The organism is Streptomyces sp. NPDC090025, assembly GCF_044748125.1.
In the GTDB taxonomy this organism is placed as follows: domain Bacteria; phylum Actinomycetota; class Actinomycetes; order Streptomycetales; family Streptomycetaceae; genus Streptomyces.
Map to the genome: position 1 here is coordinate 14,315 of NZ_JBIVFL010000021.1, position 24,654 is coordinate 38,968.

At 72.2% G+C, this 24,654-nt stretch carries 23 protein-coding genes and 1 pseudogene; 13 read left to right on the top strand and 11 right to left on the bottom strand.

The genetic code is table 11. The annotated features are described in order from the left end of the window. The first annotated feature begins 250 nt into the window (after positions 1 to 250). Positions 251 to 472 (top strand): hypothetical protein, encoded by a 222-nt coding sequence (locus tag ACIPXM_RS32980; RefSeq protein ID WP_401663152.1) that lies wholly within the window; start codon positions 251 to 253, stop codon positions 470 to 472. A 119-nt stretch (positions 473 to 591) separates the two neighbouring features. On the opposite strand, the gene ACIPXM_RS32985 is transcribed toward ACIPXM_RS32980, so the two are convergent. Continuing rightward, positions 592 to 1,440 (bottom strand): hypothetical protein, encoded by an 849-nt coding sequence (locus ACIPXM_RS32985; protein ID WP_401663410.1) that lies wholly within the window; start codon positions 1,438 to 1,440, stop codon positions 592 to 594. Between ACIPXM_RS32985 and ACIPXM_RS32990 the strand changes: the two are divergent. Further along, positions 1,412 to 1,731, top strand: a pseudogene (locus tag ACIPXM_RS32990) (transposase); the annotation flags it as partial. The gene ACIPXM_RS32985 and the pseudogene ACIPXM_RS32990 sit on opposite strands and share 29 nt — an antisense overlap. A gap of 41 nt (positions 1,732 to 1,772) precedes the next feature. Here ACIPXM_RS32990 and ACIPXM_RS32995 read toward each other — a convergent pair. The 3 genes from ACIPXM_RS32995 to ACIPXM_RS33005 form a co-directional block, all read right to left on the bottom strand. Further along, the gene (locus ACIPXM_RS32995) at positions 1,773 to 2,372 is read right to left on the bottom strand and encodes a DUF6058 family natural product biosynthesis protein (RefSeq protein ID WP_401663384.1); all 600 of its coding nucleotides are present in this window, start codon (positions 2,370 to 2,372) and stop codon (positions 1,773 to 1,775) included. Between the two features lie 340 nt (positions 2,373 to 2,712). Next, a complete protein-coding gene (locus ACIPXM_RS33000) occupies positions 2,713 to 2,922 on the bottom strand; it encodes a hypothetical protein (RefSeq protein ID WP_401663154.1) in 210 nt (69 codons plus the stop codon). A gap of 428 nt (positions 2,923 to 3,350) precedes the next feature. Then, entirely contained in the window at positions 3,351 to 3,809 is a 459-nt protein-coding gene (locus ACIPXM_RS33005; protein WP_401663156.1) for a hypothetical protein, read from the bottom strand. A 434-nt stretch (positions 3,810 to 4,243) separates the two neighbouring features. On the opposite strand from ACIPXM_RS33005, the gene ACIPXM_RS33010 reads away from it, so the two are divergent. Next, positions 4,244 to 4,897 carry a hypothetical protein gene (locus ACIPXM_RS33010; RefSeq protein WP_401663158.1) on the top strand — a complete coding sequence of 218 codons (654 nt, stop codon included), beginning with the start codon at positions 4,244 to 4,246 and terminating at the stop codon, positions 4,895 to 4,897. Positions 4,898 to 5,285: 388 nt separating this feature from the next. Here ACIPXM_RS33010 and ACIPXM_RS33015 read toward each other — a convergent pair whose 3' ends face one another. Beyond that, positions 5,286 to 6,440 carry an FAD-dependent monooxygenase gene (locus ACIPXM_RS33015; RefSeq protein ID WP_401663160.1) on the bottom strand — a complete coding sequence of 385 codons (1,155 nt, stop codon included), beginning with the start codon at positions 6,438 to 6,440 and terminating at the stop codon, positions 5,286 to 5,288. Positions 6,441 to 6,569: 129 nt separating this feature from the next. Between ACIPXM_RS33015 and ACIPXM_RS33020 the strand changes: the two genes are divergently transcribed. Both ACIPXM_RS33020 and ACIPXM_RS33025 read left to right on the top strand, forming a co-directional pair. Further along, positions 6,570 to 7,490, top strand: a complete 921-nt coding sequence (locus tag ACIPXM_RS33020; RefSeq protein ID WP_401663162.1) for a GntR family transcriptional regulator — start codon at positions 6,570 to 6,572, stop codon at positions 7,488 to 7,490. A gap of 387 nt (positions 7,491 to 7,877) precedes the next feature. Beyond that, a complete protein-coding gene (locus tag ACIPXM_RS33025) occupies positions 7,878 to 10,271 on the top strand; it encodes a Helicase associated domain protein (RefSeq protein ID WP_401663386.1) in 2,394 nt (797 codons plus the stop codon). 656 nt (positions 10,272 to 10,927) lie between these two features. Here the strand turns inward: ACIPXM_RS33025 and ACIPXM_RS33030 are convergent. After that, positions 10,928 to 12,406, bottom strand: a complete 1,479-nt coding sequence (locus tag ACIPXM_RS33030) for a sensor histidine kinase (RefSeq protein WP_401663164.1) — start codon at positions 12,404 to 12,406, stop codon at positions 10,928 to 10,930. After that, complete coding sequence (locus ACIPXM_RS33035; protein WP_401663166.1) at positions 12,403 to 13,101, bottom strand: response regulator transcription factor; 699 nt, start codon at positions 13,099 to 13,101, stop codon at positions 12,403 to 12,405. The genes ACIPXM_RS33030 and ACIPXM_RS33035 overlap by 4 nt, the downstream gene beginning before the upstream one ends. A 73-nt stretch (positions 13,102 to 13,174) precedes the next feature. Between ACIPXM_RS33035 and ACIPXM_RS33040 the strand changes: the two genes are divergently transcribed. The 5 genes from ACIPXM_RS33040 to ACIPXM_RS33060 all read left to right on the top strand — a co-directional run bounded on the left by ACIPXM_RS33040 (position 13,175) and on the right by ACIPXM_RS33060 (position 20,074). After that, the gene (locus tag ACIPXM_RS33040; protein ID WP_401663168.1) at positions 13,175 to 14,380 is read left to right on the top strand and encodes a UDP-N-acetylglucosamine--N-acetylmuramyl-(pentapeptide) pyrophosphoryl-undecaprenol N-acetylglucosamine transferase; all 1,206 of its coding nucleotides are present in this window, start codon (positions 13,175 to 13,177) and stop codon (positions 14,378 to 14,380) included. A gap of 35 nt (positions 14,381 to 14,415) precedes the next feature. Then, on the top strand, positions 14,416 to 15,483 hold the full coding sequence (locus ACIPXM_RS33045; RefSeq protein WP_401663389.1) for a GDP-mannose 4,6-dehydratase: 1,068 nt from the start codon (positions 14,416 to 14,418) through the stop codon (positions 15,481 to 15,483). Positions 15,484 to 16,155: 672 nt separating this feature from the next. Continuing rightward, on the top strand, positions 16,156 to 17,013 hold the full coding sequence (locus ACIPXM_RS33050) for an ABC transporter ATP-binding protein (protein WP_401663170.1): 858 nt from the start codon (positions 16,156 to 16,158) through the stop codon (positions 17,011 to 17,013). Beyond that, a complete protein-coding gene (locus ACIPXM_RS33055) occupies positions 17,010 to 17,990 on the top strand; it encodes an iron-siderophore ABC transporter substrate-binding protein (RefSeq protein WP_401663172.1) in 981 nt (326 codons plus the stop codon). The genes ACIPXM_RS33050 and ACIPXM_RS33055 overlap by 4 nt, the downstream gene beginning before the upstream one ends. A gap of 20 nt (positions 17,991 to 18,010) precedes the next feature. Next, positions 18,011 to 20,074 carry an iron ABC transporter permease gene (locus ACIPXM_RS33060; RefSeq protein WP_401663174.1) on the top strand — a complete coding sequence of 688 codons (2,064 nt, stop codon included), beginning with the start codon at positions 18,011 to 18,013 and terminating at the stop codon, positions 20,072 to 20,074. Between the two features lie 39 nt (positions 20,075 to 20,113). On the opposite strand, the gene ACIPXM_RS33065 is transcribed toward ACIPXM_RS33060, so the two are convergent. Then, positions 20,114 to 21,394 (bottom strand): amidohydrolase family protein, encoded by a 1,281-nt coding sequence (locus ACIPXM_RS33065; RefSeq protein ID WP_401663176.1) that lies wholly within the window; start codon positions 21,392 to 21,394, stop codon positions 20,114 to 20,116. A 164-nt stretch (positions 21,395 to 21,558) separates the two neighbouring features. Here ACIPXM_RS33065 and ACIPXM_RS33070 point away from each other — a divergent pair, with 164 nt between their 5' ends. Further along, complete coding sequence (locus ACIPXM_RS33070; protein WP_401663178.1) at positions 21,559 to 22,017, top strand: Lrp/AsnC family transcriptional regulator; 459 nt, start codon at positions 21,559 to 21,561, stop codon at positions 22,015 to 22,017. Positions 22,018 to 22,049: 32 nt separating this feature from the next. On the opposite strand, the gene ACIPXM_RS33075 is transcribed toward ACIPXM_RS33070, so the two are convergent. Continuing rightward, a complete protein-coding gene (locus ACIPXM_RS33075; RefSeq protein WP_401663180.1) occupies positions 22,050 to 22,502 on the bottom strand; it encodes a GNAT family N-acetyltransferase in 453 nt (150 codons plus the stop codon). Between the two features lie 236 nt (positions 22,503 to 22,738). On the opposite strand from ACIPXM_RS33075, the gene ACIPXM_RS33080 reads away from it, so the two are divergent. Beyond that, positions 22,739 to 23,032 (top strand): putative quinol monooxygenase, encoded by a 294-nt coding sequence (locus ACIPXM_RS33080; protein ID WP_401663182.1) that lies wholly within the window; start codon positions 22,739 to 22,741, stop codon positions 23,030 to 23,032. Positions 23,033 to 23,065: 33 nt separating this feature from the next. Here ACIPXM_RS33080 and ACIPXM_RS33085 read toward each other — a convergent pair whose 3' ends face one another. Both ACIPXM_RS33085 and ACIPXM_RS33090 read right to left on the bottom strand, forming a co-directional pair. Beyond that, positions 23,066 to 23,437, bottom strand: coding sequence for a toxin Doc (locus ACIPXM_RS33085; RefSeq protein WP_401663184.1), 372 nt, complete (start codon positions 23,435 to 23,437; stop codon positions 23,066 to 23,068). Positions 23,438 to 23,439: 2 nt separating this feature from the next. Next, complete coding sequence (locus ACIPXM_RS33090; RefSeq protein ID WP_401663186.1) at positions 23,440 to 23,697, bottom strand: antitoxin MazE7; 258 nt, start codon at positions 23,695 to 23,697, stop codon at positions 23,440 to 23,442. A gap of 158 nt (positions 23,698 to 23,855) precedes the next feature. On the opposite strand from ACIPXM_RS33090, the gene ACIPXM_RS33095 reads away from it, so the two are divergent. Further along, complete coding sequence (locus tag ACIPXM_RS33095) at positions 23,856 to 24,629, top strand: glycosyltransferase family 2 protein (protein ID WP_401663189.1); 774 nt, start codon at positions 23,856 to 23,858, stop codon at positions 24,627 to 24,629. The last annotated feature ends 25 nt before the right edge of the window (positions 24,630 to 24,654 follow it).

Sequence of the window (24,654 nt, forward strand, 5' to 3'; positions counted from 1 at the left end):
CACCCTTGACAGCGTGCGCTTACTCAGCCATCCCCCACCCACGCGCACGGTGGGCGATCTGTCGCTTCTGATCAAGAAGTCCTCCCCTTACAAAGGCCACTCATGTAGCCATCGGAGGATCATATTCCCCATGTAAAGATCTTGTGAGGGTGGGTGTGTCTACCCGCTTACCTGCCGCTCTGAACGCTAGTGCAAGACCCTCGGTGCTCAGCCGGCGCTGCACACAGGGCCCCAACCTGCCGAACCTGACGTGATCCTCCAGCCGGCGGCAACTGCCCTGGACCTGATGCGCGGGTACCTCGCCGCGGACCCGGAAGCCATCGCGGCCGCTGCGGCGGCGGGCACCGTGTGCCCGACCACCGCCGCCTACACGCGCCGGCAGACCTCGGGGCTGCTGACCGAAGCCGTCCTCGCCGACCCCCGCTTCTCCCCGTACCGCCGCGCGGTGATGGAGCCCGCGGGCATCGAATAGCTGGGGAGCGTGCCCATGGAGACGGCCGTCGCCGAAGCGGTGCTGCGCCCCCGCAGGCGACGGCGCAGCACCGCGCCTCCCTCTGAACGACGCGTTGCCAGCCAATGCGGTCCCTGAGGTCAGGCCACCGTCACGCGCAGGACGTATGACTCCCCCGCGCTGATGGCCCGGGCCTGCTCGCGCAGGTCCACGTCCGTGAAGCCGAGCAGCCCATCGGTGGCGAGGCGGTGCCACTGGCAGCCGGGCACGCGGCGGTCGAGTCGCCTGTACTCCCCCAGCTGGTAGAGGATCACCAAGGTGTCGCCTGCATGCTGGCCGGGCCAGCTCGGAGCCCGGCCCGGCCGGTTCCTGACGCGCGGCAGAGCAGCCCGGACGGTGCGCGCTGCCGCGTCGTACGCGGCCGCCTGCCGGCCGTCGGTGACGGGGAGCGGGCGCAGCGTCTGCGGGTCGCGGTCCGGGGCGGGCAGGCGCCCCAGCACCTGGACGTGCTGGTGGCCCAGTTGCTCGTCGCTCACCCACACCAGGTCGTGGCAGGCCTCGCGGACAGCGTGCGTCGGCTCGATGAGGATGTGCCCGAGCACGGGCCGACGGGGGTCCGTTCCGTGTCGTGCGGACTGGCACCACTGCTGCGCGATCCGCTCCGGTGTCCGTGGCAGCACGCGCTGGGCACGCCGACCGTCCTCGATGACCCACCGCACGTCGGCCGGCTCCACGGGCTCGTCCTGTGTCACCTCGACGTAGACGTCGGCCACATCGGGACACTCTCTGCCCACCGCCGCGATGAGCAGCACCCGGTCGTACGCCGCGCGGCAGGACGCCACGGCCTCGGCGAGTTCCTGGACGAGCCGGACGCGTACCTCGATGCGATCCAGGCACCCGGCGCCGTCGACGACCCGGACAGGCTGCAGGCCGCCCGAGGCGACGGACGCATCGCGCTTCCAGTTCCCCAAGGCCGTCAAGAAGATCACCGACGACGAGGCTGAGCTACTGGCCTTCTCTGACTTCCCCGCCCCACACTGGATCCTTCTGCGGACGACCAACCCAATCGAGTCCACGTTCGCCACCGTCCGACTGCGGACCAAGGTCACCCGTGGCGCCGGCTCCGGCAACGCAGCCCTGACGATGGTCTTCAAGCTTGTTGAGCCCACCCATGCCCGGTGGCGGGCCGTGAACGCACCCCACCTCGTCGCTCTCGTCCGCACCGGAGCCGCTTCGAACGCGGCCGCCTCGTCGAACGTCCCGAAGCCCGCGCGGCATGAGCGATCGCAACCGATCCGCAGAACGCCACCCATGATCCGGGTCACGGGCGCGGGAAGCGGGCGCGCGGGGCGTCGATGCAGGTGTCCCGGGACGTGGGTCCGCCGAACCGAAGACGGTCGTAGGCCGTGAACGCCGGTTCCAGCTTGTCGAGTTCGTCGACCAGTGCGTGCAGCCGCTCAGACCACCGTGCTGAACCGGCATCCGGCTCGTTCATTGCGGCGTTGATCGCGGTCGTCAGATAATCTTTGCGCTGAATGGCGGCCGGGTTCACCGAGTGCAGGCACACGTACTGTCCACTGAGATACGCATTCCACTCCGCCTTCCCGGTGATCGGGTCGGCCCAGTGAGCGGTGAACCACGCTTCGAGCAGCTCTGCACCGCCAGCTTCGTCGGCGAGAGCGAACAGGTCGGCCGGCACCATCTCGGCACCGTCGGAGCGCAGATATCCCGGAAGCGGCAGGTGCCGCCCCAGCATCAGCCGGCGGACCGCATCGGCATCGCGGCCATGAATTGCGCACAGTTCCTCAAGGGCAACGAACTGCGCGCTGACGTATGCGTCATCGGTATCGGTCATCGGATGGTCGCCGTTGACTTCGCGGAATCGCCCGGCGAGCTGCTGCTTCAGATCTGTCTCCGACATCGGGTCGCCTCCGGCGTTTACCAGCGCGGGCATCTCCCGCACAGGACTCGGCACGCTACCGGCCGGATGGTTCGGCACTCACCGAACCATCGATGGAACCACGCCAGCACGAGGGCACCTCGCCCTCGCTCCGCCCACCGATCCACACCTCTTGACGATTGCTCCGGGGCGGTAGAAGAGGTGGACAAAGGGTCAGAACCAGATCGAGGTCGGACCGACTCAGCCGGACAACGGGGCCGGTCGATGGCGTCCGCTCCCTGACGGTGGGCTCCGCTCGCTGAAGTGGACCCGGGCGTCGTTGGTGCGCACCACCGCACCGGGTGCGCGCCATCGGCTCCGTTCAGTGGCCGGTCTCGCGGCCGCGGTGCGGTCCGGGATCGGGCGGGCGGTGCGCCTGATGCTCGTCCGGGCGCACCGGGCGGACCACGTCGGCGACGGGCTGTGCGGTGTGGCGGTGCTCGCGGGCGCGGGCGTCGTCGGTCCTCTTGGCGACCACCTCCTGTAGGCGGCGCAGCCGGTCAGCCGTGAGATCGAGGGCTCCCACGTCCATACGGGACTCCCGCAGGGCCCACGCGGCCGTCAGGAACAACGACTCCGTGATGCCCCTCCCCCGGCGCGCAACACGGCGCCTCCGGCAACCTGCTGAGCGGCTTCTACGACTCCAACCAGATCATCGACGGACTGGACGACGGCTTCATCGTCAAGATCAACTGAGTCGGGCCGCGGGGGGGGGGGGGGGGGGGGGGGGGGGCCCCCCCCCCCCCCCCGCGGCGGCCCCGGCCCCCCCCCCGCCCCCCCCCCCCCCCCCCCGCCCCCCCCCCCGCCCCCCGCCCCCCCCCCCCCGGCCCCCCCCGCCACCGTGTGGGGGGTTTCAACCCACCCCACCCAAACCTCCCCCGCCCCCCCCCCCGCCCCCCGCGCGCCCGGGCCGTGGGGGGGGGGGGGGGGGGGGCGCCGCCGGGGCCCCCACCCCGCGCGTCACCTCTTTGGCCAGAAGTCGATCGAGTACTTCTCCACGCCGTACGCGACGCCTTCCAGCCGTGTGACCCGCGCGACCTCGTCGCGGCCCGCGCAATGGACACGAACACGCCACCATCCCGGCCGACCCAGCCGGATCAGATGCTTCGACCGCCCCAGGGTCGTCGTCCACACCGCGACGTCCCCGGTGGCCGACTCGAAATCGACCTCGCCGCGTTCGTCCCACACGCCCTCTGCCGCCGGGGGCTCGGAAGCCCACACCCTGACGCCCACAGCGGCCGTGTGGGTGTGACCGGCGCTGAACAGATCGAACCGCCGTGAGTACTCCTGGAGAAACGATCCCCACTCCTGCCCGTCCCCGAACGGCACGGGCACCACAGTGTCATCGGACTCCTGAAACCCGAACCCCCGGAATGCCACCTCGACATCCAGTAACTGCTCGTGAAGCAACTCAGGCACAGTTCCTCTCCTCCCTGCCAGCGCCTTTCGGCGGGCCCAACTCTGCGCCTCATGGGTACACAAGCCTCAGGAGCTCCTCTCCAGAATCCGCCAAGTCCATCAGGGCCCGGACGGTCGGGCAACGCGAGGGCGACGCATTGTCCACAGCACCGCCCCGGACGTCGCAAGTGAACAAGTTCAAAGCGCCTTTTCCTCCCTGTAGGGTGACCGTACGGTCAGCTCGCACAGACACCTGGACGGGCGCTTCCGTCCCCTGCTCCCCTCGCCGTCCTTGGAGTCGCACCGCGATGCGCCGCACCTTGTCCTCCGCTGTCGTCTGCCTTGCCCTGCTCACCGCAGGGTGTGGGACCAAGGGCCCGGGTGCCACACCGGAGGCGGCCACGCCTACGGCTGCCGCAGCCGCCACCACTGAGGCCCCCGATCACGCGCGATCGGTGCGGGAGGCCGTCACGGCGCTCACCACGGCTCGTACGGCGTACCGCTGGGAGATCGGCGGGCCGGACGGCAAGACGTACGCGGTCACAGGCAAGGGCAGCCACGACTTCGCGCGCAAGCAAGGAACGCTCGCCGTGGGCCTGGAGGGAGCTGCACGTTTCGAGCAGGTCTTCACCCCGAAGCGGCTCTACATACGAGGGACCGCCGGCGAAGAATCCGTCGGCTGGACGTTCGTGGACCGCGCAGGCATCAAGTCCGAGCGCCTGCTCAAGGCCCCGGGCAACGACCCCGAGTTCCTGCTGCGGCAGGCGGCCATGGGCGAGCACTACCAGCGGCTCCAGGTGGAGGACGTGGCCGGGGTCTCCGCGACCCGTTACCGGGGCGATCTCACGCATGCGGCGCTGACCCTGGACATGTCCGCCGAGTCCCGGAAGAAGACCGACCAGATGCGTGACCTGCTGGGCAGTTCGATCCCGGCGACCGTCGACGTCTGGATCGACGACCGGGGACGGCTCGTGCAGGTCCAGATGAAGCTGGACCTCCAGGGGACGGTCCAGTCCACCACCACCCTCACCCTCAACGGTCAGGGTGAGCCGGTCAAGGTCCACGTGCCTGCCGGGGCAGTCGAAGGCACCGCATCGTCCCTCGTCTGAGCGACTCGCCGCAGCTGACGCCGCACCGCTTCCCAGTCACGCAGTTGGGCTGCCCGCCGTACGAATAGTGGTGTACGAAACCACCGGTCGTGGGTCTCCACGTACCCCGGGGCAAGGTATGAACTGGGTCGCGGGACAAACAGCGACCAATCAGCCGTTCCCGCCCGCGCACCCAGAGGGCACGGTTGCCCACCCTGGCACGCACGAGTTCCCCGCCCGCTGCGCACCGCCGCGCAGCCCAACCGCTCGAAGAGCGACCGGCGCCCGTGGTCGGTCTCGACGAGTCAGGCCGACACGCGTCCCAGCGATCCCGAGCGTTCGGGCGCGGGCGGGAACGGCAGCCCGGCCGACGCCCCGGCACCATCCGGTTCGCCGACCGCGGCGCTCCTCAGGCGGTGGTGTAGTCGTGGAGGCGGACCGGGGTGGTGCGGGTGGTTGTGGCGTTGGCGACCAGGGCGTCCAGGATCTCCTGGCTGGGAGCCGGCAGGAAGAAATGCTGGGCGCCCTCGCGGCCCAGTGCCTGGTGTTCGGTCACGTAGGGGCGCATGTGCTGCTCGTATGCGGCGAAGGCCGTCGCGTGGTCGCCGTGGCAGGTGGCGAGTTCACCGGCCAGGAGGTAGGCGCCGATCAGGGCCTGTGAGGTGCCGCGGCCGGAGCTGGGGCCGGCGCAGTAGCCCGCGTCGCCGAGGAGGACGACCCGGCCCGCGGACCAGGTGTCCATCTCGACCTGGGCGTTGGCGTCGAAGAAGAACTCCTGCGCGGTGTCCATCTCCTTCAACAGGCGCGGGACTTCCCAGCCCTCGTCGGCGAACCGCTCGGCGATGATCCGCTTGTGCGCGGCGGGGTCACGGCGGTCGTACTCCAGGCCCTCGGCGGCGAAGTGGAAGGCCGCCCGGGCCTCGGTGTTCGCGCGGGCCGTGAAGATGTTGGCGGCCTTGCCGGGGGCCGTGTAGAGGCGGCCGGTGTTCTGCAGACCCAGGTAGTTGTCCAAGTTGAAGATCGCGGTGTAGATGCCGAGATGGCGGACGAACTCCTCCTCGGGGCCGAAGACCAGGGCGCGGGTCCGCGAGTGCAGGCCGTCGGCTCCGACGACCAGGTCGAAGCGGCGGGGTGCTCCGCGTTCGAAGGTGACGAGCACGCCGTCCTCGTCCTGTTCCAGGGTGGCGATCGAGTCGCCGAAGACGTACTCGACGTTCTCGCGGGTGGCCTCGTACAGCATCCGGGTCAGGTCGCCCTTGAGGACTTCCAGGTCTCCGGCGAACATCGCGGCCGGGAGGGTGGCGTACTGGCGGCCGTCGGCGTCAACCAGGGCCGCGTCGCCCATCTGCGTGTCCAGCGCCTCGATCTGCTGAAGCAGGCCCATACGGTCCAGGACGTCCAGGGCCTCGCCGCGGAAGTCCACCGCGTAACCGCCGTCACGCAGCTCCGGAGCCCGCTCGACGATCGTGGGAGCGAAGCCGTGGTGGTGCAGCCAGAACGCGAGCGCCGGACCCGCGACGCTGCCGCCGGAGATCAGCACGGTCCGGATGTTGTTCTCAGTCATGTTCCCTGTCCTCCGTGTCGGGGTGATGCGTACAACGTATAGACACTGAAAGGCTTCTGGAAATGGTTTTCTTGGGTATCCTAACTAGTGCACTATGATTGTGCGTACTAGTGCAATGAGGAGGGTGGGATGACGGAACGGAAGCAGGCGCCGTACGCGCGGATCGCGGCCGAGCTGCGCGGGCGCATCGAGTCCGGCGAACTGCGGCCCGGGGACCGGGTGCCCTCGACCCGGGCCATCACCCAACGGTGGGGGGTCGCCATGGCCACGGCGAGCAAGGTCCTGGCAGCGCTCGGACAGGAAGGTCTCGTCCGGGCCGTACCGGGAGTCGGAACCGTGGTCGCGGCCCGGCCCGCCACCGGCCGGGCTCGCCGCCCCGCCACCGAGGACGACACCGCACGGCGCGAACGGATCGTCAGCGCCGCGATGGCGATCGCGGACACCGAAGGACTCGCGGCCCTGACCATGCGCCGGCTCGCCGCAGAACTGGAAGTGTCCGCGATGTCCCTGTACCGCCACGTCAGCAGCAGGGAACAGCTCGTCGTGCTGATGGCCGATGCCGCCTTCGGCGAACAACCCCTGCCCGAGCGGCCGCCACCGCACTGGCGCGAGCGGCTGGAGCTGTCCGCCGCCCTGCAATGGGAGCTCTACCGGACCCACCCCTGGCTCGCCGCCGCCATGAACCTCAACCGGCCACTGCTGATCCCCAACGGCATCCGGCACATCGACTGGGCCCTCGCAGCCCTGGACGGACACGGCCTCGACGCAGACACCCGCATGCACGCCGCCGTCACCCTCTTCAGCTACGTACGAGGCCACGCAGTAGACCTGGAAACCGAAACCGGCGCGGCCCACACCAGCGGACTCAGCGGGCAACAGTGGATGCAGGCCCAGGAAACCCGCCTCTCAACCCTCGTCGACAACGGCGCCTTCCCCGCCTTCGCCGCCACCCGGACGGACGCCGACCTCTCCCCCGAATCCCTCCTGCACTACGGCCTCGCCGCGCTGCTCGACGGACTCACCACCCGCATCACCACACCACCACACTGACCAACCACCGCCGAGACAACGCCCCGACACCCACACAACAACCGCAGGCCGCAGCCGGGGCCTGGTCGGGAACGGTCTGCGGCGCGGCGGGCGCGGCGTCCGGGTTCGCGCGGAGGCGGGCCGGGCGGCAGGCTGGGCGAGGAGGAGCCTCTGGCTGGACACGCCGGACACCGTGATCGTCACGGGGTGAGCAGCAGGCGCGCCGCACCCAGTGGCCTGCGACGCGATCAGACGACGGACAGCGCGACACGACACAGCAGGCGACGCCCCCTGCCGCTCAGGCACAGCGAACAGCGTTGGAGGCCGGTCGGCGCCTTCGCCGTTTACCTCGCGCCGGGAATCCCTGACACATTGGGGACCGCGTTGAGCATGGAGGAGGTACCGGTCGTGGCGGTGAAGCTGCGTGACCATCAGGTCGAGGCCGTCGGGGCCATTGTGCGGGGGCTGGATGTGCCGCTGGGCGGCGTTCCTGTCGACGGGCTCAGGGGGCAGGTGCACGCCGCGTGCGGGACGGGGAAGACGATCATCGCGGCGGCCGCGGCGAGGCGTCTGGTGCCCGGTGGGCGGGTTCTTGTGCTGGTGCCGACGCTGGATCTGCTGACCCAGACCGTGCGGGCGTGGCGTGGGGCCGGGCATTCGGGGCCGGCGGTCGCGGTGTGTTCGTTGCAGGGCGACCCGGAGCTGGGGAGCCTGAAGGTGCGTGCCACGACGAATCCTGTGCAGCTGGCGCTGTGGCACGGTTCGGGGCCCGTCACGGTGTTCGGGACGTACGCCAGTCTCGGTGTGCTGGCGGAGGCGTTCGGGGGTGTGTACGGGCAGCGGCTGGACCCGATGGATCTGACGGTGGTCGATGAGGCTCACCGTACGTCCGGCTCCATGGGCAAGGCGTGGGCCGGTGTCCATGACCAGGGTGTCGTCCCATCGGCTCGCCGACTGTACTTGACGGCCACGCCGCGGATCTGGGCGGAGCGGCTGGACCGGGAGGTCGCCGAGGGGGTCCATGATCCGCTGCCTCGTGAGATGGCGGCCTCGATGGACGACGAGAAGATCTTCGGGCCGGTGCTTTACAAGCTCTCGCTCGCGTCGGCGGTGTCACGTGGACTGCTCGCGCGGTACCAGATCATCGTCCTGGAGGTCGCGGACCCCGTCGTCACCCCGGAGCGGCTGATGGGTGAGGACCGGCTCGGCGAGGAGGTCCGGGGGCAGCGGCTCGGGGCGCTGCAGGCCGCGTTGCTGCACACCATGGCGGAGCACGGTCTGTCGACGTGCATCACGTTCCATCACCGGACGATGGAGGCGCAGGCTTACGCGGAGGGTCTGGCGGCGGTGGCGGCCAAGCTGCACGCCAACGAACCGGCGCGTTACCCCGCGCCGATCTGGGCGGACTGGTTGTGCGGCGAGCACGGGGCGGAGCACCGGCGGAGCGTGCTCGGCTCGTTCGGAACCACGGCGCGGCGGGCCGTTCTGTCGAACTGCCGGGTGCTGGGTGAGGGCGTCGACATCCGGGCGGTGGACTCCGTGGCTCTCCTCGACCCGAAGGGTGCCCCGCACGACATCGTCCAGGCCATCGGGCGGGCCCTGCGTCAGAAGCCGGGGCAGGGGAAGCTCGCCTCGCTGATCGTGCCGGTGTTCCTCCGGTCCGGGGAGCGGCCGGAGGACATGTTCACCTCAGGGTCGTACCGGCCCTTGGTGAAAGTCCTCGAGGGTCTGCGCGCTCACGACGAGGAAGCCGTCGAACTGCTCGCGATCCCGCAGGAACCTCAGCGGGATACCGCGCAGCCGTCCGTCTTCATCGGCCCGCCGCCCGGGGCGGGCGAGGCGGAGTCCCGGCTGCTGTTGCGGTTCGCCGCGCCGCGCGACCCGGTGATGGTCGCGGACTGGGTCAGCTTCAACGTCATCGACACCGAGCGGCAGGACTGGGCGCGCGGCTGGGCCGCGCTGAGACGGTTCACCGAGCGTGAGGCCCACGCCAGGGTCCCGTACGGGCACAAGGAGGACTCGTACCCCTTGGGCCAGTGGGTCGCGGAGCAGCGGCGTGCCTACGCGGCCGGGGAGATGAGCAGGCTGCGCGCGCGGCGGCTGGCGAAGCTCGGCATGGTGTGGGCGGTCGCCGACGAGCGGTTCCAGGAGAACCTGGCCGCGGCGAGGGCGTACTACGAGGAGCACTGGACGCTGTGCGCGCCCCGCACGGCCACGGTGTGGGACAGGCCGATCGGGCAGTGGCTGTCCAATCTGCGCCGCCCCGGCGCGCTGGAGAACCGGTCGGATTGGGCGACGGCGCTGAGCGAGATCGACGAGGACTGGAACCCGGCCTGGCCGCCCGACTGGCAGCGCCACTACGCCGCGCTGCGCGAGCTGATCGTCGATGAGGAGGGCCGGGCCGATGTCCTGCCCGGTGTCACCGTCCACGGCATGGACATCGGCGCGTGGCTGGCCCGACAGCGGACGCCGACGGTGTGGGCGGCCATGACTGAAGGCCAACGGCGACGGCTCGGGGCGCTCGGCGTCATCCCCGGCGCCCCGGAACCGGAAGCGTCCACGCTCGCGAAAGCGTCCGGGGCACCCGTGAACACCTTCGAGAGGAGCATCGCGGCCCTCGCCCAGTACAAGGGCCGGGAAGGGCATCTGCGAGTTCCCCGAGCCCATGTGGAGCGGCTCGCGGACGGGAGCGAAGTCCGCCTCGGGGTGTTCCTGAGCAACAGCAAGACGAGACGGGCCAGGCTGGCTGCCGACAAGCTCGATGCGCTCGCCGGTCTCGGGCTGGAGTGGGCGACCGTGTGACGCTCGCCTGTACGGCACGTGACATGCCGTTGTGGACGGTGCTCAACTTCGAGGTGAGGCCCAGGGCCCGGTTGGTCTTGCCGGTGGTCATGTGGTTGAGCCAGCGCTCGTACCAGGCGAGGAAGTCCGGGGCCGAGGACACGTTCGGGGGGCGGAAGCCGTCCGCGTTGCCGGTGAGCACGCGTCCGGTGAGGGGGCCGGTCAGGGTGAGGAGGACGAGGTCGGTACAGCCGGGTTCGATGATGTGGAGGAAGAGGTCGCCGCGGCGGGTGGGGCGGTGGGCGCGGGTGAAGCCTCGTCCGGTGGTGGCGGGTTGCCGGGGGTTCATCGTGAAGAGGGCGCAGTCCGTCAGGGGGATCAGGCCGTAGTACGGGGACGCGCCGGTGCCGCCCAGAAGGGTGAGGAACTCGCGGTAGGGCTGGGGTAGTTCCACGTCGTGCTCGGCTTCGAAGGCGTCCGCCCGGGCTTCGGTGAGGCGGGGTCCGAGGCGGAAGGCGTGGCGCTCCTCCCCGAAGGAGTGGCTTCGGGTGGGCAGGTAGGGGATGCGGGCCAGCTTGCGTCGCAGCCGCGGGATGCGGGGGTCCATGCGCGCTCTTCTCTCGTGTCGGCGCAATCTATCGCACGGCCGTCGGCGCCCACCCCCGCCCGGTCGCCGGTCAGGCGGCCGGGTGGGCCGGTCCCGCGCCCCAGGTGACGCGGAACAGGGCGCCGCCGCCCGGGGCCTGTTCGGCCGTCAGGTCGGCGCCGTGGGCGCGGGCGATCTGACGGGCCATGGCCAGGCCCAGGCCGGAGCCGGGCAGGGCGCGGGCGGTGTCGGCGCGGTAGAAGCGGTCGAAGACGTGGGGCAGGTCCTCGGCGGCGATGCCGGGGCCGTGGTCGCGGACCGTGAGGGCGGCCGTCGTGAGGTCCACCTCGACCGGGAGGCCAGGCGGGCTGAACTTCGCCGCGTTGTCGAGGAGGTTGGACAGCATCCTCGACAGCCGGGCCGGGACCCCGGGGAGGTCGACTTCCTGGGCGTGGAGCGTGAACGGGGTGTCCGGCCAGTGGGTGCGGGCCGCGTCCACGCAGTGGGCCACCAGCGGGGCCAGCGGCACCTGCTCGACCAGCGGCCGTGGCTCCTCGTCCCGCGCCAGCTCGATGAGGTCGCCGACCAGGCCGGTGACCTCGCGCAGCTGACGGCCGAGCGCGGTCGCCGCGCGATCCCGCTGGGCGGGGGTGAGCCGGTCGCCCCGGGCGAGGAGTTCGGCGTTGGTGCGCAGCGCCGTCAGCGGCGTACGCAGCTCGTGGGAGGCGTCCGCCACCAGGCGCCGTTGCGCGGTGACGGACTGTTCGAGTTCGGCGAGCATCGTGTTGAAGGTCGCCGCGAGCCGGGTGATCTCGTCCTCCCGGCCGGGTGGCGGCAGTTCGATGCGGTGCCTCGGGTCGCGGGTCGCGGCGATCCGCTCGGCGGTGGCGGTGAGCCGGGTCACGGGCGCCAGCCCCGTACGGGACACCCAGAAGCCGAGGAGGGCGGCCAGCAGCACACCGACCGTGCCGGTCAGGGCGAGCCAGCGGGCCGCCTGCTCAACGCCGTCCTCGACGGTGTCGGCGCGCAGGGCGACCTGCAGGGCCCGCCCGGAGGCGTAGTCGGTGGTGAGCATTCGGGCCGGATGCCCGTCCAGGCTGAAGCTGGTCACGAACGGTGCCCGCCGGCCCGCCGCCACCTCGCGGGTGGCGGTGTTCACCGGCAGCAGGTACGGGGTGCTGGGGTCGCGGGCGGGATCCGCCGGGACGATCTCCGCGCAGGCGGGTGCGGCCAAGAACCGGCACTGGCCGGCGAGCTGCCCCGGTGCGGCGTCGCGGTTCTGCTGGGCGACAAGCCGGGCGGACTGGGTCAGGTTCAGGTCGAGCTGGTGGTAGAGCTGGGCCCGGACGATCACGAAGGCCGCCGCACAGACCCCGACGGCCACGACGGCGACGGCCGCGGTCGCGGCGAGGGCGAGCCGGACCCGCAGGGGCCGGCGGCGGCGCCAGCGGGCGCCCAGGCGGCGGCGTCCCCGCCCGGCAGCCAGGACCGGGGCCGGGGCGGGGCCGGGGCCGGGACCCGGGGCGGACGCGGGATCCGGGCCGGGGGCGGGGGCGGGGCGGGCGGTCATGCCGGGCCGAGCCGGTAGCCGACGCCGTGGACCGTGTGCACCAGCCGTGGTTCGCCCTCGGCCTCCAGTTTGCGGCGGAGGTATCCGACGTACACGGCGAGCGAGTTGGAGTCGGGGCCGAAGTCGCGGCCCCAGACCAGTTCGAGGATCAGCTCACGGGGCAGCACCTGGCCCGGGTGGCGCAGGAGCAGTTCCAGCAGGGCCGATTCGGTGCGGCTGAATTCCAGGGGGCGCGCGCCCCGGTGCCCGGTGCGGGTCGCGGGGTCCAGGACGAGGTCGGCGAAGCCGAGGAGCGCGCTGCCCGCGGGGTCGTCGGGCGCGGTGCGGCGCAGCAGGGCGCGCAGACGGGCCAGGAGCTCGTCCAGGGCGAAGGGTTTCACCAGGTAGTCGTCGGCCCCGGCGTCGAGGCCGTCGACGCGTTCGCTGACGGAGTCCAGCGCGGTCAGGACCAGGACCGGGGTGCGGTCGCCGAGTGCGCGCAGCTGCCGGCAGACCCCGAGGCCGTCCAGGACCGGCATCATCACGTCCAGGACGATGCCGTCGGGCTGCCACGCGGCGATCTCCGCGAGCGCGCCGAGGCCGTCGGCGGCGCCGCGTACCTCGTACCCCTCGACGGCGAGACCGTCGGTGACCGCGGCGCGGACCTCGGGTTCGTCGTCCACCACCAGAATGCGATATGCCGTGACTGCAGCCATGCGATGAATCGTGCCAAATCAGGATCGGGGATGTTCTTAGAACGTTCTTAGGGCGCGCCGGGACGGTGGGGTCATGCACACACCCATCGGATTCCCACCTCTTTCCGTGGTGATCGGCGCGGGCGGCACCGGCGGTCACATCTATCCGGGGCTCGCGCTCGCCGATGCGCTGCGCAGGGTCGTGCCCGGTGCCCGGGTCTCGTTCATCGGGACCGAGCGCGGCCTGGAGACCCGGCTGATCCCGGACGCCGGGTACCGGCTGCACACCGTCGACATGATCCCCTTCGACCCTTCGCTGGGCGCCCGGCGCTGGCTGCTGCCCGCGGATCTGCTGCGCGCGGCGGGGCAGGCGAAGGCGGTGCTGCGGAGCGAGGCCGCCCGGGTCGTGGTCGGCATGGGCGGCTATCCGAGCGCCCCGGCCGTCCTCGGCGCCCGGCTCGCCGGGCTGCCCGCGCTGATCCACGAGTCCAACGCGGTGCCGGGCCGGGCCAACAAGTTCGCCGCCCGGCTCACCCCGCACGTCGCGGTCGCCTTCGACCACAGCCGTACGCATCTGTCGGGCGGCGAACGGGCGATCACCTGCGGGATGCCGATCTCCGCCGAACTCGCCCGGCTCGCCACCGACCCGGACCGGGCCGGACGGCGCACCGCCGCGCGGGCCGCCCTCGGGGTGCCGGAGCACCGGCGGCTGGTGGTGTTCAACGGCGGGAGCCTCGGCGCCGCCCGGCTCACCGCGGCCGCCGTGGGCCTCGCCCAGCTGTGGCGCGAGCGGGACGACGTCCAGCTGCTGGTCAAGACCGGTCCCCAGGCGCTCCCGGAGACGGTGCGGCTGCTCGCCGCCGGTGGCGGCGACCGGATCGCCACCCCGGTCGCCTATCTCGACCGGATGGACCTCGCGTACGCGGCGGCGGACCTGGTGGTGTGCCGGGCCGGTTCGGCGACCGTCGCCGAACTGGCGGCGACCGGGGTACCGGCGGTGCTCGTGCCGTACCCGTACGCGCCCGGTGACCACCAGACCCACAACGCGCGGGTGCTGACCGACGCGGGCGCGGGTCTGCTGCTCCCCGACGGGGAGACGACGGACGCGGCGCTGGCCGCGCTGATCGGGCCGCTGCTCGCGGAGCCCGCCCGGCTGGCCGCGATGACCCGCGCCGCCGATCCCGGGCCGCACGCGCGGGCCGCGGATCTGCTGGCCGGTCAGGTGCTGCGGCTCGCCGGGCACCCCCTTCCCCACCCTCACCCCCACCCCCATCCCGACTCCCAGCTGGAGCGCGCATGAACACGAACGAGACGGTCACGCCGGACGAGACGGTCATGGTGGACGAGACGGTCACGGCGGACGGACCCGGCGGCGCGGGTCCGCGGGCGGACTGGACCGGGCGGCGTGTCCTGGTCACCGGCGCGGAAGGGTTCATCGGCTCGACCCTCGTCGACCTGCTGGTCGCGCGCGGTGCGCGGGTGCGGGCCCTGGTGCACTACAAGCCGTACGCCGAGAAGGGGCATCTGGCGCGGTACCTGGACCCCCGCGGCGGCGACGGCGGTACGGACGGTGCCGCGGGCCGGGTGGAGATGTGGGCCGGTGACATCCGCGACGCGGGCCGGGTCAGCGACGCCGTCGAGGGGTGCGACACCGTCTTCCATCTGGCGGCGCTGATCGGGATCCCGTACAGCTACGACTCGCCGGGCGCCTACGTCCAGACCAATGTGACCGGCACGCAGAACGTCGCAGAGGCGTGCCGGCGGCACGGCGCGCGGCTCGTCCACACCTCCACCAGCGAGGTGTACGGGACGGCCCTGACCGCTCCCATCGACGAGAGCCACCCGCTGCAGCCGCAGTCGCCGTACTCGGCCTCGAAGATCGGCGCCGACATGATGGCGCTCTCCTTCCACCACGCGTTCGAACTCCCGGTGACCGTGGTCCGCCCGTTCAACACGTACGGGCCCCGGCAGTCCGCGCGGGCCGTGATCCCCACGATCCTGGCGCAGTTGCACGCGGGCGCCGAGGAGATCCGGCTCGGGTCCCTGACGCCGACCCGTGACTTCACGTTCGTGACGGACACCGCCGCCGGGTTCCTGGATCTCGCCGCGAGCGACCGGGCGGTCGGGCACGTGGTGAACCTGGGCACGGGCCGGGAGATCTCGATCGGCGATCTCGCCCGAGCCCTCGTCACCGCTTCCGGACGGGACGCCCGCGTCGTCGTCGACCCGGCCCGGCTCCGGCCCTCGGGCAGTGAGGTGGAGCGGCTGCTCTCCGACAACTCCCGGGCCCGGGAGTGGGCCGGGTGGCGGCCGGAGGTCACGCTGGAGGAGGGGCTGCGGCGCACGTCGGAGTGGGTGGCGGCGAACCTGGGGCTGTTCGCGCCCGGGCGCTACCAGGTCTGAGGGCGCGCGGCGGCGGGGACGGTCGCCGAACCGGGGGGCCGGTGGGGCTCGTCGGGGAGTCGTTCGGGACTCCTCGGGGGCTCGTCGGGGGCTCGTCGGGGAGGGGGCCGGCCCCGCTGCCTTCGCACGCACGGGCCTGCGGCGTCCATCGGAGGCCCTGGCGGGGAAGGCTACGGCCGCGTGTCCGGCGCTCGATCGCACCGGGCACGCGGCCATTGCTCTGTTGTCAGCGCGGCGGTCCGCCGCCATCGGCGGCGAAGAAGCCAGACGACAAGCGCACACCCCGGAGCCTACGGCCAGATGGGCCGCCAGCGCTCCCGTCACGCCCTCCCCTTTCGTTCGCCAGACCGTACTGACCAGGAGACCGAAGAACAGGTACGTGGCCACGACAGGCGCGGTCGAGAGCGAGGGTCGGTCGCGCTCGGTGTCCTCCAGCGGTAGTCACCAGACTCGAACATGTCGTTGAGGTCGGCCGAGGGGCCGAACGCATGGTGTGCGGGCCTGCGGACGCGTGCCCGCACGGCAAAGCCCCGGCTCGGCGGCGCAACGCGACGAGATCCAGCCACCGGGAGCTTCGGCCGAGGCGTGGCCGACGTCGCTTCCCCTTGGGCTCCGGAGGTCTCCGCCGACCCCGTTGACGAGCACTACTTAGGTTAGGCTAACCTCTGTTTCGTGCATGTCGGTGAAGAGAACTCCGCGGACCAGCGTCCACGCGGTCATCAGCTTTCGGCCACGGGTGTCACCGTGGCGTACGACGGTGTCGACGTCGTCCACGAGGCGTCGTTGACGCTTCTGCCGGGCGAGGTGACCGTCCTCGTCGGGCCGAACGGCAGTGGGAAGTCGACGCTGTTGCGCACGGTCGCGCGACTCCAGCGGCCGCGGACCGCCAGCCTCCTCATCGACGGGGCGGACGGTCTGGCGCTGACGCCGCGCGAGTTCTCCCGGCAGGTCGCGCTGTTGACGCAGGGTCGGCCCACGCCGAGCGGGCTCACGGTGCGGGACGTGGTCGAGTTCGGCCGCTACCCGTACCGGGGCCGCTGGGGGAAGGCCGATCCCGAAGGGCCCGCCGCGGTCGAGCGGGCGCTCGGGCTCACCGGTGTGGCGGAGTTCGCCGACCGGGGCGTCGAGCACCTGTCCGGAGGACAGCTCCAGCGGGTGTGGCTCGCAGGCTGCCTCGCCCAGGCGACCGGCGTGCTGCTCCTCGACGAGCCGACGACCTATCTCGACCTGCGCTACCAGGTCGAACTCCTCGACCTCATGCGCGACCTGGCGGACGTCCACGGCATCGCCGTCGGTGTGGTCCTGCACGACCTGGACCAGGCCGCGGCCGTCGGCGACCGCATCGTCCTGCTCGACGCGGGACGGGTCGTCGCCGACGGCAACCCCGAAGACGTCCTGACCGCCGAGCGGTTGACCGACACGTACGGCATCCGCGTCGACGTCGCCCCCGACCCCCTCACCGGCCGACTGCGCACCCGGGCGATCGGCCGCCACCACACGCGAAGCGAAAGGCTCACCCCCCTCTCATGAGACGACACCTCAGCGCCGCCGCGGTCCTCGCCGCGGCGGCCCTCGCCCTGACCGCCTGCGGCACCACCGAGCCCGCCGCCGACGCCAAGGCGCCGAAGACCGCCGAGAAGATCACCCTGACCGACGCCTCCGGCAAGAAGGTCACCCTCGACGGCCCCGCCAAGAAGGTCGTCGGCACCGAGTGGCACGAGGTGGAGCTCCTGGTCTCGCTCGGCGTCGACCCGGTGGGCGTCGCCGACGTGAAGGGGTACAAGTCCTGGGACTCCGCCGTTCCGCTGAAGAACGAGCCCAAGGACATCGGCACCCGGGGCGAGCCGAGCATGGACACCATCGCCGCCCTCAAGCCGGACCTCATCGTCGCCAGCACCGACCTGCCGCCGGCCGCCGTCAAGCAGCTGCGCGACGTCGCCACCGTCATCGAGGTCAAGTCGGCCGACGCCGCCGACCCGATCGGCCGGATGAACCAGAACCTCGACCTGCTCGCCCGGGCCACCGGCACCACGGACAAGGCCGCCGAGCTCAAGAAGACCTTCGACGCGAAGATCGAGGAGGGCAAGAAGGCCCTCGCGGGCGCCGGTCTCGGCGGGGCGAAGGTCGCGTTCGCCGACGGCTACGTGGTCTCCAATCAGGTCCAGGTCAGGCCGTACACCAGCGGCTCCCTCATCGGCGCCGTCAACGAGCGGCTCGGCCTGAAGAACGACTGGACGGTCAAGGGCGACCCGGCGTACGGCCTCGGCACCACCGATGTCGAAGGTCTGACCAAGCTCAGCCCCGACGTCCACTTCGCCTACATCGGCAACGCCGACGACAAGGACAGCACCCCGTTCACCGGCGCGCTCGCCAAGGACAAGGTGTGGACGTCGCTGCCGTTCGTCAAGAAGAACAACGTCCACCGGCTGCCCGACGGCATCTGGATGTTCGGCGGCCCGGGTTCGATGGGCAAGTACGTCGACTCGATCATCGCCCTGACGAAGTAAGCCCGACGAGGTAAGAGGCCATGGCCGTCACCGCAACCACCCCCGCCACCCGTCCGCCGGCGGCCCCGTCCCGGACGGGCGCGGCCGCGGTGACGGCCGCGCTGCTCCTCCTCGTCACCGGGCTCGCGCTCGTCGACCTCACCCAGGGCACCGCGTCCGTCGGCGCCCCGGAGATCTGGAAGGCCCTCACCGGGCGGGCCGCGCCCGGCGACGCGTCCGTCGTCGTCGCCTCGCGGCTGCCCCGGATGGCCGCCGGGCTGCTGGTCGGCGTCGTGCTCGGCGTGGCGGGCGCGGCCCTCCAGGCCGTCAGCCGCAATGTGCTGGCCGCGCCCGACACCCTCGCCGTCAACGCCGGTTCCTACTTCGCCCTCGGGCTCACCGCCACCACCGGCGTCTCTCTCCCGCTGCTCGCCTCCTCCGGCATCGCGTTCGCCGGTGGCCTGGCCGCCGCCGCGATCGTGCTGGGCCTCTCCGGCCTGGGCACCGGCACCGTCCGGCTCGTCCTGGCCGGCAGTGCGCTCACCCTCGGCCTGAGCGCCATGACCGAGGGCATGCTCCTGCTCTTCCCGCAGGAGGCCGAGGGCGTCTACCACTGGAACCAGGGCAGCATCGCTCAGAACGGTTTCGACGGCGTCCTCCAGATGGCGCCCGTCGCCGTCGTCGGACTCGTCGGACTGCTGCTGCTCGCCCGCCGGATGGACGCCCTGGCCCTCGGCGACGACGCCGCCCGCGGCCTCGGCGTGCCCGTCCGGGCCACCCGGACGACCGCCGTGGTCCTGGCCGCGCTGCTCGCCACCGCCGCCGTCACCCTGGCGGGCCCGGTCGGCTTCGTCGGACTGTGCGCCCCCGCCCTGGTCCGGCCGCTCGCCCGCCGCTTCGGCGGCTTCGCCCGTACGCGCATCGCCGTCCCGGCCGCCGGGCTCGTCGGCGCCGCGCTCGTGATCGGCGCCGACGTGCTGCTGCGGGCGCTCGTCCCGGGCGACGCGGCCGTCGCCGTGCCGACCGGTGTGGTCACCAGCCTCGTCGGAGCCGCGTTCGTCGTCGTCATGGCCGCGCGCCTGAAGGACACGGCGGGGGTCGCCGCCGACCGGCTGACGATCCGCAGCCGGACCGTCTTCGTCACGGTCACGATCGCCCTGGTCGCCGTCCTCGTCGGCGTCGTCATCGCCGCCGTCCTGCTCGGCGACGCCAAACTCCTCCTCGGCGACGTCACCAACTGGGCCATGGGCCGGGCCGGTCGGACGGTCGACTTCGTCCTCGACACCCGGGTGCCCCGGGTGCTCGCCGCGCTGCTCGCGGGCGCGGCGCTCGCCCTGTCCGGGACGCTCGTCCAGGCCGTCACCCGCAACCCGCTCGCCGAGCCCGGCATCCTGGGCGTCTCCGGCGGCGCCGCGCTCGGAGCCGTACTCCTGGTCACGACCGTCCCCATGGCCTCCGGCTGGGGCGTGGCCGCCGCCGCGTTCGCCGGAGCCGCGGCCGCCGCGCTGCTGCTCTTCGGGCTGACCGCGCGGGGCGGCTTCAAGCAGACCAGGCTCGTCCTCGTCGGCTTCGCGATCCACTCCGGCGCCGCCGCACTCGTCAGCCTGCTGATCATCCTGACCGACCCGTTCAACGCGACCAAGGCGCTCACCTGGCTGTCCGGCTCCACCTACGGCCGGACGCTGCCCGACGTGGTGCCGCTCGCGATCGTCCTGGCCGTCGGTCTCGCCGTGGCCGTCGCCCGTCGCACCGAACTCGACCTGGTCTCCCTGGACGAGGACACCCCGCGGCTCCTCGGGCTCGCCCTCGGGCGCGGCCGGCTGGGCTTCCTCGCCCTGAGCGTGCTGCTCGCCGCCGCCGCGGTGGCCTCGGCGGGCACCATCGGCTTCGTCGGACTCGTCGCCCCGCACGCCGCCCGCGCCCTGGTGGGCCGGCAGCACGCCCGGGTCGTCCCGGTCGCCGTCCTCCTCGGCGCCGTGCTCGTCTGCGCCGCCGATCTGGTGGGCCGTACGGCCATCGCCCCGGCGCAGCTGGGCGCGGGCATCATGACGGCGGTGATCGGCACGCCGTACTTCCTGTATCTGCTGGTGCGCAGCCGCCGGTAGCGGGGGGTCGCGGGCCGGGCGGGACTTTACGGACACGACCTAGGGACGCCAGGTGCCGTCGAGCGGGACGCCCGCGGCCGCGGCGATCCGGTCGCGGGAGGCGAGCAGGCGCCGCTTCAGCGGTTCGACGTCGACGCCGACCAGCGCTCCGTCGCGCTTCACGATCCGTCCGGCGGCGAGAACGGTGTCGACGAGGCCGGGGTGGCCCGCGCTGACCACGGTGCCGGCCGGGTCGGTGACGGGGAAGACGGTGAGGTCGTCGGTGCGCAGGAGGATCAGGTCGGCGTCCTTGCCGGGGGTGATGCTGCCGGTACGGGCCTGAAGGCCGCAGGAGCGGGCGGCGTCGATGGTGGCGAAATGGAGCAGGTCGCGGGCCCGCAGGCCACCGTCCAGGCCGCGCTGGGCGGAGAAGGCGGTGCGCATGGTGGAGAACATGTCGCCGCCGACGGAGGGGACCACGTCGATGGAGAGGGTGGGGCGCAGTCCGGCGGCGAGGGCGCGGCCGGTCAGCGGGGCGCCGAAGCCCATCTTGAGTTCGACGTCGGGGCTGACGGAGAGCGAGCTGCCCGCGTCGGCGAGCATCCGGAGTTCGTCGTCGCCGATGCCGTTGCCGTGGACGAAGGTGGTGGTGTCGCGCAGCAGGCCGTGGCGGCGCAGGGTGTCGACGGGGCGCTGGTCGCCGCCGGTGTGGAGGCTGGTGCGCAGGCCGAGTTCGTCGGCCGTCCGCAGTTCGTCGGCGAGGGTGTCGAGGCCGGTGTCGTCGGCGCCGCGCAGGCCCCAGGCCATGGTGACGAGACCGCTGTCGTCCAGTCGGGAGCGGACGCGGCGGATGCCGGACGTGACGGAGGCGGGGGTGGCCCAGCCCGCGCCGAGGCAGAACACCGAGCGGGCCGGGGCCTCGTGGAGGGCGTCGACGGCGGCGTCCTCGTGGTCGGGGCCCTGGGCGACGTGGTACCAGTCGAGCAGGGTCGTGATGCCGGAGTGGAGCGCTTCGAGCCGGCCGAGGAGGGTCGCGGCGTGCACGTCCTCGGGCGTGTAGTGGGGTTTGACCGTACGGTGCATGGCCTGGGCCCACTGGTCGAAGGTCCAGTCGGCGCCGACGCCGCGGAACGCGGTCTGCCAGGTGTGGCGGTGGTTGTCGACGAAGCCGGGCATGACGATCCGGTCGGTCGCGTCGATCCGTTCGGCGTCGTCGGGCGCGTGCAGATGTGCGGCGACGTCGACGATCCTGCCGTTCTCGATGAGGACGTCGCCGCGGGCGAGGTCGCCGACGGCCGGGTCCATGCTGAGGACGGTGCCGCCGGAGAGCAGGGTCTTCATGGGGGTCCTTCGTTCGTTCCTTCGTGCTGGTGGTGGTACCGGCGTCCAGCGTGGGCGCCCGGGCCGCGGGCGCGGTCGTCCCGGCGCAATTTCGGCAGGAGATTGCGCGGGGTGTCGGCATCGCTGTGCTTCGGGAGGGGTCTCTCCGCAATATTCTGCTGGTCATGGACGATGTGGACCGACGGATCCTGGCCGTGCTCGAACGCGACGGCCGGATCAGCAACAACGAGCTCGCCGCCCGGGTGGGGCTCTCGCCCTCACCGTGCCTGCGGCGGGTGCGGAACCTCGAGGAGGCCGGGGTCATCCGGGGGTACCGGGCCGTCGTCGATCCGGCCGCCGTGGGACGGGGCCTGCGGGTCTTCGCGGGGGTCCGGCTGATGCGGCACACCCGTACGGAGGTCGTCGCCTTCGAGGAGGGGGTGATGGCGGTGCCCGGGGTGATCGCCTGCCATCACATCACCGGCAGCTTCGACTACCTGATCCAGGTGGAGGTGGCCGACCTCCCCGCGTACGAGGAGTTCCACGCCAACCAGCTCGCCGCGCTGCCGGGCGTGGCCACGGTGAACAGCTTCGTGATCATGAAGACGCTGGATCTGCCGGCGCACCGGCCGGTGGAGCCGTGACCGGTGGAGCCGTAAGAAGGTCCCGCTGCCCGTTACGTGGTCGTGCCGCGCAGGTCGGGGCGGTTCCGGGGCAGGCCGAAGCCCGCCATCTCCTTCTCCGCGTACGACAGGAAGCCCAGGCTCCGGTAGAACGCGTGGTTTCGTTCGCCCTCCGGTGACGACTCATGGTCCGTGGAGAGGAGGAGGAAGCGGCAGTGCGAGTAGCGCCGCATGAGCTCCTCGACGAGGGCCCGGCCGACGCCCCGCCGGTGCTGCGCCGGGTCGACCACGACGTCCTGGACGTAGCAGATGTGTTCGTCGTCCGAGATGGTGCGGGCGAGTCCGAGGAGCGTTCCGGCGTCGTCGCGTGCGGTGATGACGAGGTGGGAGTTGCGCAGGCCGCGGCAGAGCCGGTCGACGTCGGCGGTGTAGCCCTCCCAGCCGACCGAGTCGTAGAGGCCCAGCATCTCGTCGGGGTCGAAGACGTCCTCTTCCCTGATGAACACGCGCGACTCCCCCACGGCCTGGGCCGCTCCTCGATGCCGGTCTCCCGCCCCATCCGACGCCATGTCCCTCGGCCGCGTCAAGATCGGCAAGGTTTCGGGAACCGCGACCTCACGAGCCGACCCGAGCCGAACAGGCTCCGCGGGTGCGGGCAGTGGCGCGTTCCGGCGTACGAGGGGCCGCGGGCGGACGTAGACTCGCGCGGCGTCCCGGCAACTCCCGCGTCGAACGGAGCATCATGCCCAAGGTCACCGCCATCGCCCTGCTCAAGGCCGCCCCCGGCGCCGAGGACAAGGTCCGGGAGCAGGCACTCTCGATGGTCGCGCCGTCACGGGCCGAGCCGGGCAACATCAGCTACCAGGCGTACGTGCACCCCGAGGACCCGAGCGCGTGGCTGGTCTTCGAGGAGTGGGAGGACCGGGCCGCGTTCGAGGCGCACCTGGTGAGTCCGCATCTGACCGAGGCGCTCGCGGCGGGGCCCGGGCTGCTCGTCGGGCCGCCGACCGAGCACGTGTTCACCGCCGCCGAGTGACGGGCGGCCTCGGGTGCGGATGCGCGGCCCGGCTCAGGCGTCGAGCGCGCGCAGCCGGTCGGCGACGCTGTAGACGGTCAGCCGGAGGGCGCGGATGTCGGTGATCAGCGCGTGCCAGGGTTCGACGGTCACGTCGACGGACCGGCCGGAGGCCCGGAGGTAGGCGATGGCGACGCCGTACGCGAAGAGTTCGTTGCGGGCGGGCAGCGGGCGCAGGAGGACCAGCTGTTCCAGGAGGGCGGCGGCCCGCCAGTACGCGTCGGGCTCGCTGCCGAGCGCCGGGGTGTTGACCCGGTGCCGGGCGACCGCCGCGACGAGGCCCGAGTAGTCGCGCACCCGGAGGTCGCGGCCGAGGAGCTCCTCCTGGCGGTCGAGCAGCCAGCGGATGTCGATGTGCAGTTCCAAGGTCAGGCCGCCCCGCGCTCCGGCTCGTCGGACGGCGACGGCGACGGCGGGAGCCCGCCGAACGCGGCGTCGAACGCCTCGGCGACCCCGGGTCCGCCCACGACCTCACGGAACACGGCCGTCGCCGTCCCGAGCGCGAGCTGGTTCTCCTCCTCGACGGCCAGGTCCGCCAGGTAGGCCCGCACGCTCTTGCCGTGCGCGGCGGCGACCGCGGCGAACCGGTCCCTGGTCTCGGAGTCGACCTTCATGGTGGTGTCCATGCCCCGAGTATGCACCGCTGAATACCTTTCTGAATACCCCCGTTCCGCGCACCCCAGGCGGGACCCGGCGGCGGCCCGCCCGCACGGCCGGGTGCGGCTCCTGGGCGGTCGCGGTGCTTGAATGGGCCGTCGTTCCTGGTCCTGCAAGGAGAACCGCTGTGCCCCTGGTGTCCGTCGTCATGCCCGTGTACAACTCGGCCGCCACGCTCGGCGCGGCCGTCCGGTCGGTGCTCACGCAGACCCACAGCGACCTGGAGCTGCTGATCACCGACGACGGGTCCGACGACGGCTCGATGGACCTGCTGCAGGAGTTCGCCGCGCGGGACGAGCGGGTGCTGCCCCGTGCGGCGCCGGAGCGGGGTGGCGCGGGCAAGGCCCGTAACCTGGCGATCGAGCGGGCCCGCGGGGACTACGTCGCCTTCCTCGACAGCGACGACATGTGGCTCCCGGAGAAGACCGAGAAGCAGCTCGCGTTCGCCGCGGCCGGGACCGCGCCGCTCACCTTCACCTCGTACTTCAAGATGGACGCCGAGCACGCGGGCGACAGCACCGACTGGGTCGCCAACGGACGGGTGATCCGGGCGCGCTCGCACGTGGACTACCGCGCGATGCTGCGCCGGGACTGGATCGGCGCGCTGACCGCGATGTACGACCGCAACGTCCTCGGCACCCGGCTGATGCCGGAGATGCGCAAGCGGCAGGACTACGCCCTGTGGCTGTCGATCATGCGGGACGGCGCCGACGCCCGTGGTCTCGCCGAGCCGCTGGCCGTGTACCGGGCCCACCAGGCGGGGTCGCTGTCCTCCAACAAGCTCTCCCTCGTCCAGTACAACTGGTCGCTGTACCGCGAGCACGAGCACCTGTCGGTGCCCCGGTCCACGCGGGCGCTGGCCGGTGCGGTGTGGCAGTCGCTGCGGAACTCGCGCATCTAAGGCCTGTCCGGCGGATCAGGGTCGG

What these genes read in the sequence shown, in the direction of transcription:
- ACIPXM_RS32995 (WP_401663384.1), bottom strand. Translation starts at nt 2,372, where the DNA reads ATGTCGGAGACAGATCTGAAGCAGCAGCTCGCCGGGCGATTCCGCGAA.
- ACIPXM_RS33000 (WP_401663154.1), bottom strand. Translation starts at nt 2,922, where the DNA reads ATGGACGTGGGAGCCCTCGATCTCACGGCTGACCGGCTGCGCCGCCTA.
- ACIPXM_RS33015 (WP_401663160.1), bottom strand. Translation starts at nt 6,440, where the DNA reads ATGACTGAGAACAACATCCGGACCGTGCTGATCTCCGGCGGCAGCGTC.
- ACIPXM_RS33020 (WP_401663162.1), top strand. Translation starts at nt 6,570, where the DNA reads ATGACGGAACGGAAGCAGGCGCCGTACGCGCGGATCGCGGCCGAGCTG.
- ACIPXM_RS33030 (WP_401663164.1), bottom strand. Translation starts at nt 12,406, where the DNA reads ATGACCGCCCGCCCCGCCCCCGCCCCCGGCCCGGATCCCGCGTCCGCC.
- ACIPXM_RS33035 (WP_401663166.1), bottom strand. Translation starts at nt 13,101, where the DNA reads ATGGCTGCAGTCACGGCATATCGCATTCTGGTGGTGGACGACGAACCC.
- ACIPXM_RS33040 (WP_401663168.1), top strand. Translation starts at nt 13,175, where the DNA reads ATGCACACACCCATCGGATTCCCACCTCTTTCCGTGGTGATCGGCGCG.
- ACIPXM_RS33045 (WP_401663389.1), top strand. Translation starts at nt 14,416, where the DNA reads ATGGTGGACGAGACGGTCACGGCGGACGGACCCGGCGGCGCGGGTCCG.
- ACIPXM_RS33055 (WP_401663172.1), top strand. Translation starts at nt 17,010, where the DNA reads ATGAGACGACACCTCAGCGCCGCCGCGGTCCTCGCCGCGGCGGCCCTC.
- ACIPXM_RS33060 (WP_401663174.1), top strand. Translation starts at nt 18,011, where the DNA reads ATGGCCGTCACCGCAACCACCCCCGCCACCCGTCCGCCGGCGGCCCCG.
- ACIPXM_RS33065 (WP_401663176.1), bottom strand. Translation starts at nt 21,394, where the DNA reads ATGAAGACCCTGCTCTCCGGCGGCACCGTCCTCAGCATGGACCCGGCC.
- ACIPXM_RS33070 (WP_401663178.1), top strand. Translation starts at nt 21,559, where the DNA reads ATGGACGATGTGGACCGACGGATCCTGGCCGTGCTCGAACGCGACGGC.
- ACIPXM_RS33080 (WP_401663182.1), top strand. Translation starts at nt 22,739, where the DNA reads ATGCCCAAGGTCACCGCCATCGCCCTGCTCAAGGCCGCCCCCGGCGCC.
- ACIPXM_RS33090 (WP_401663186.1), bottom strand. Translation starts at nt 23,697, where the DNA reads ATGGACACCACCATGAAGGTCGACTCCGAGACCAGGGACCGGTTCGCC.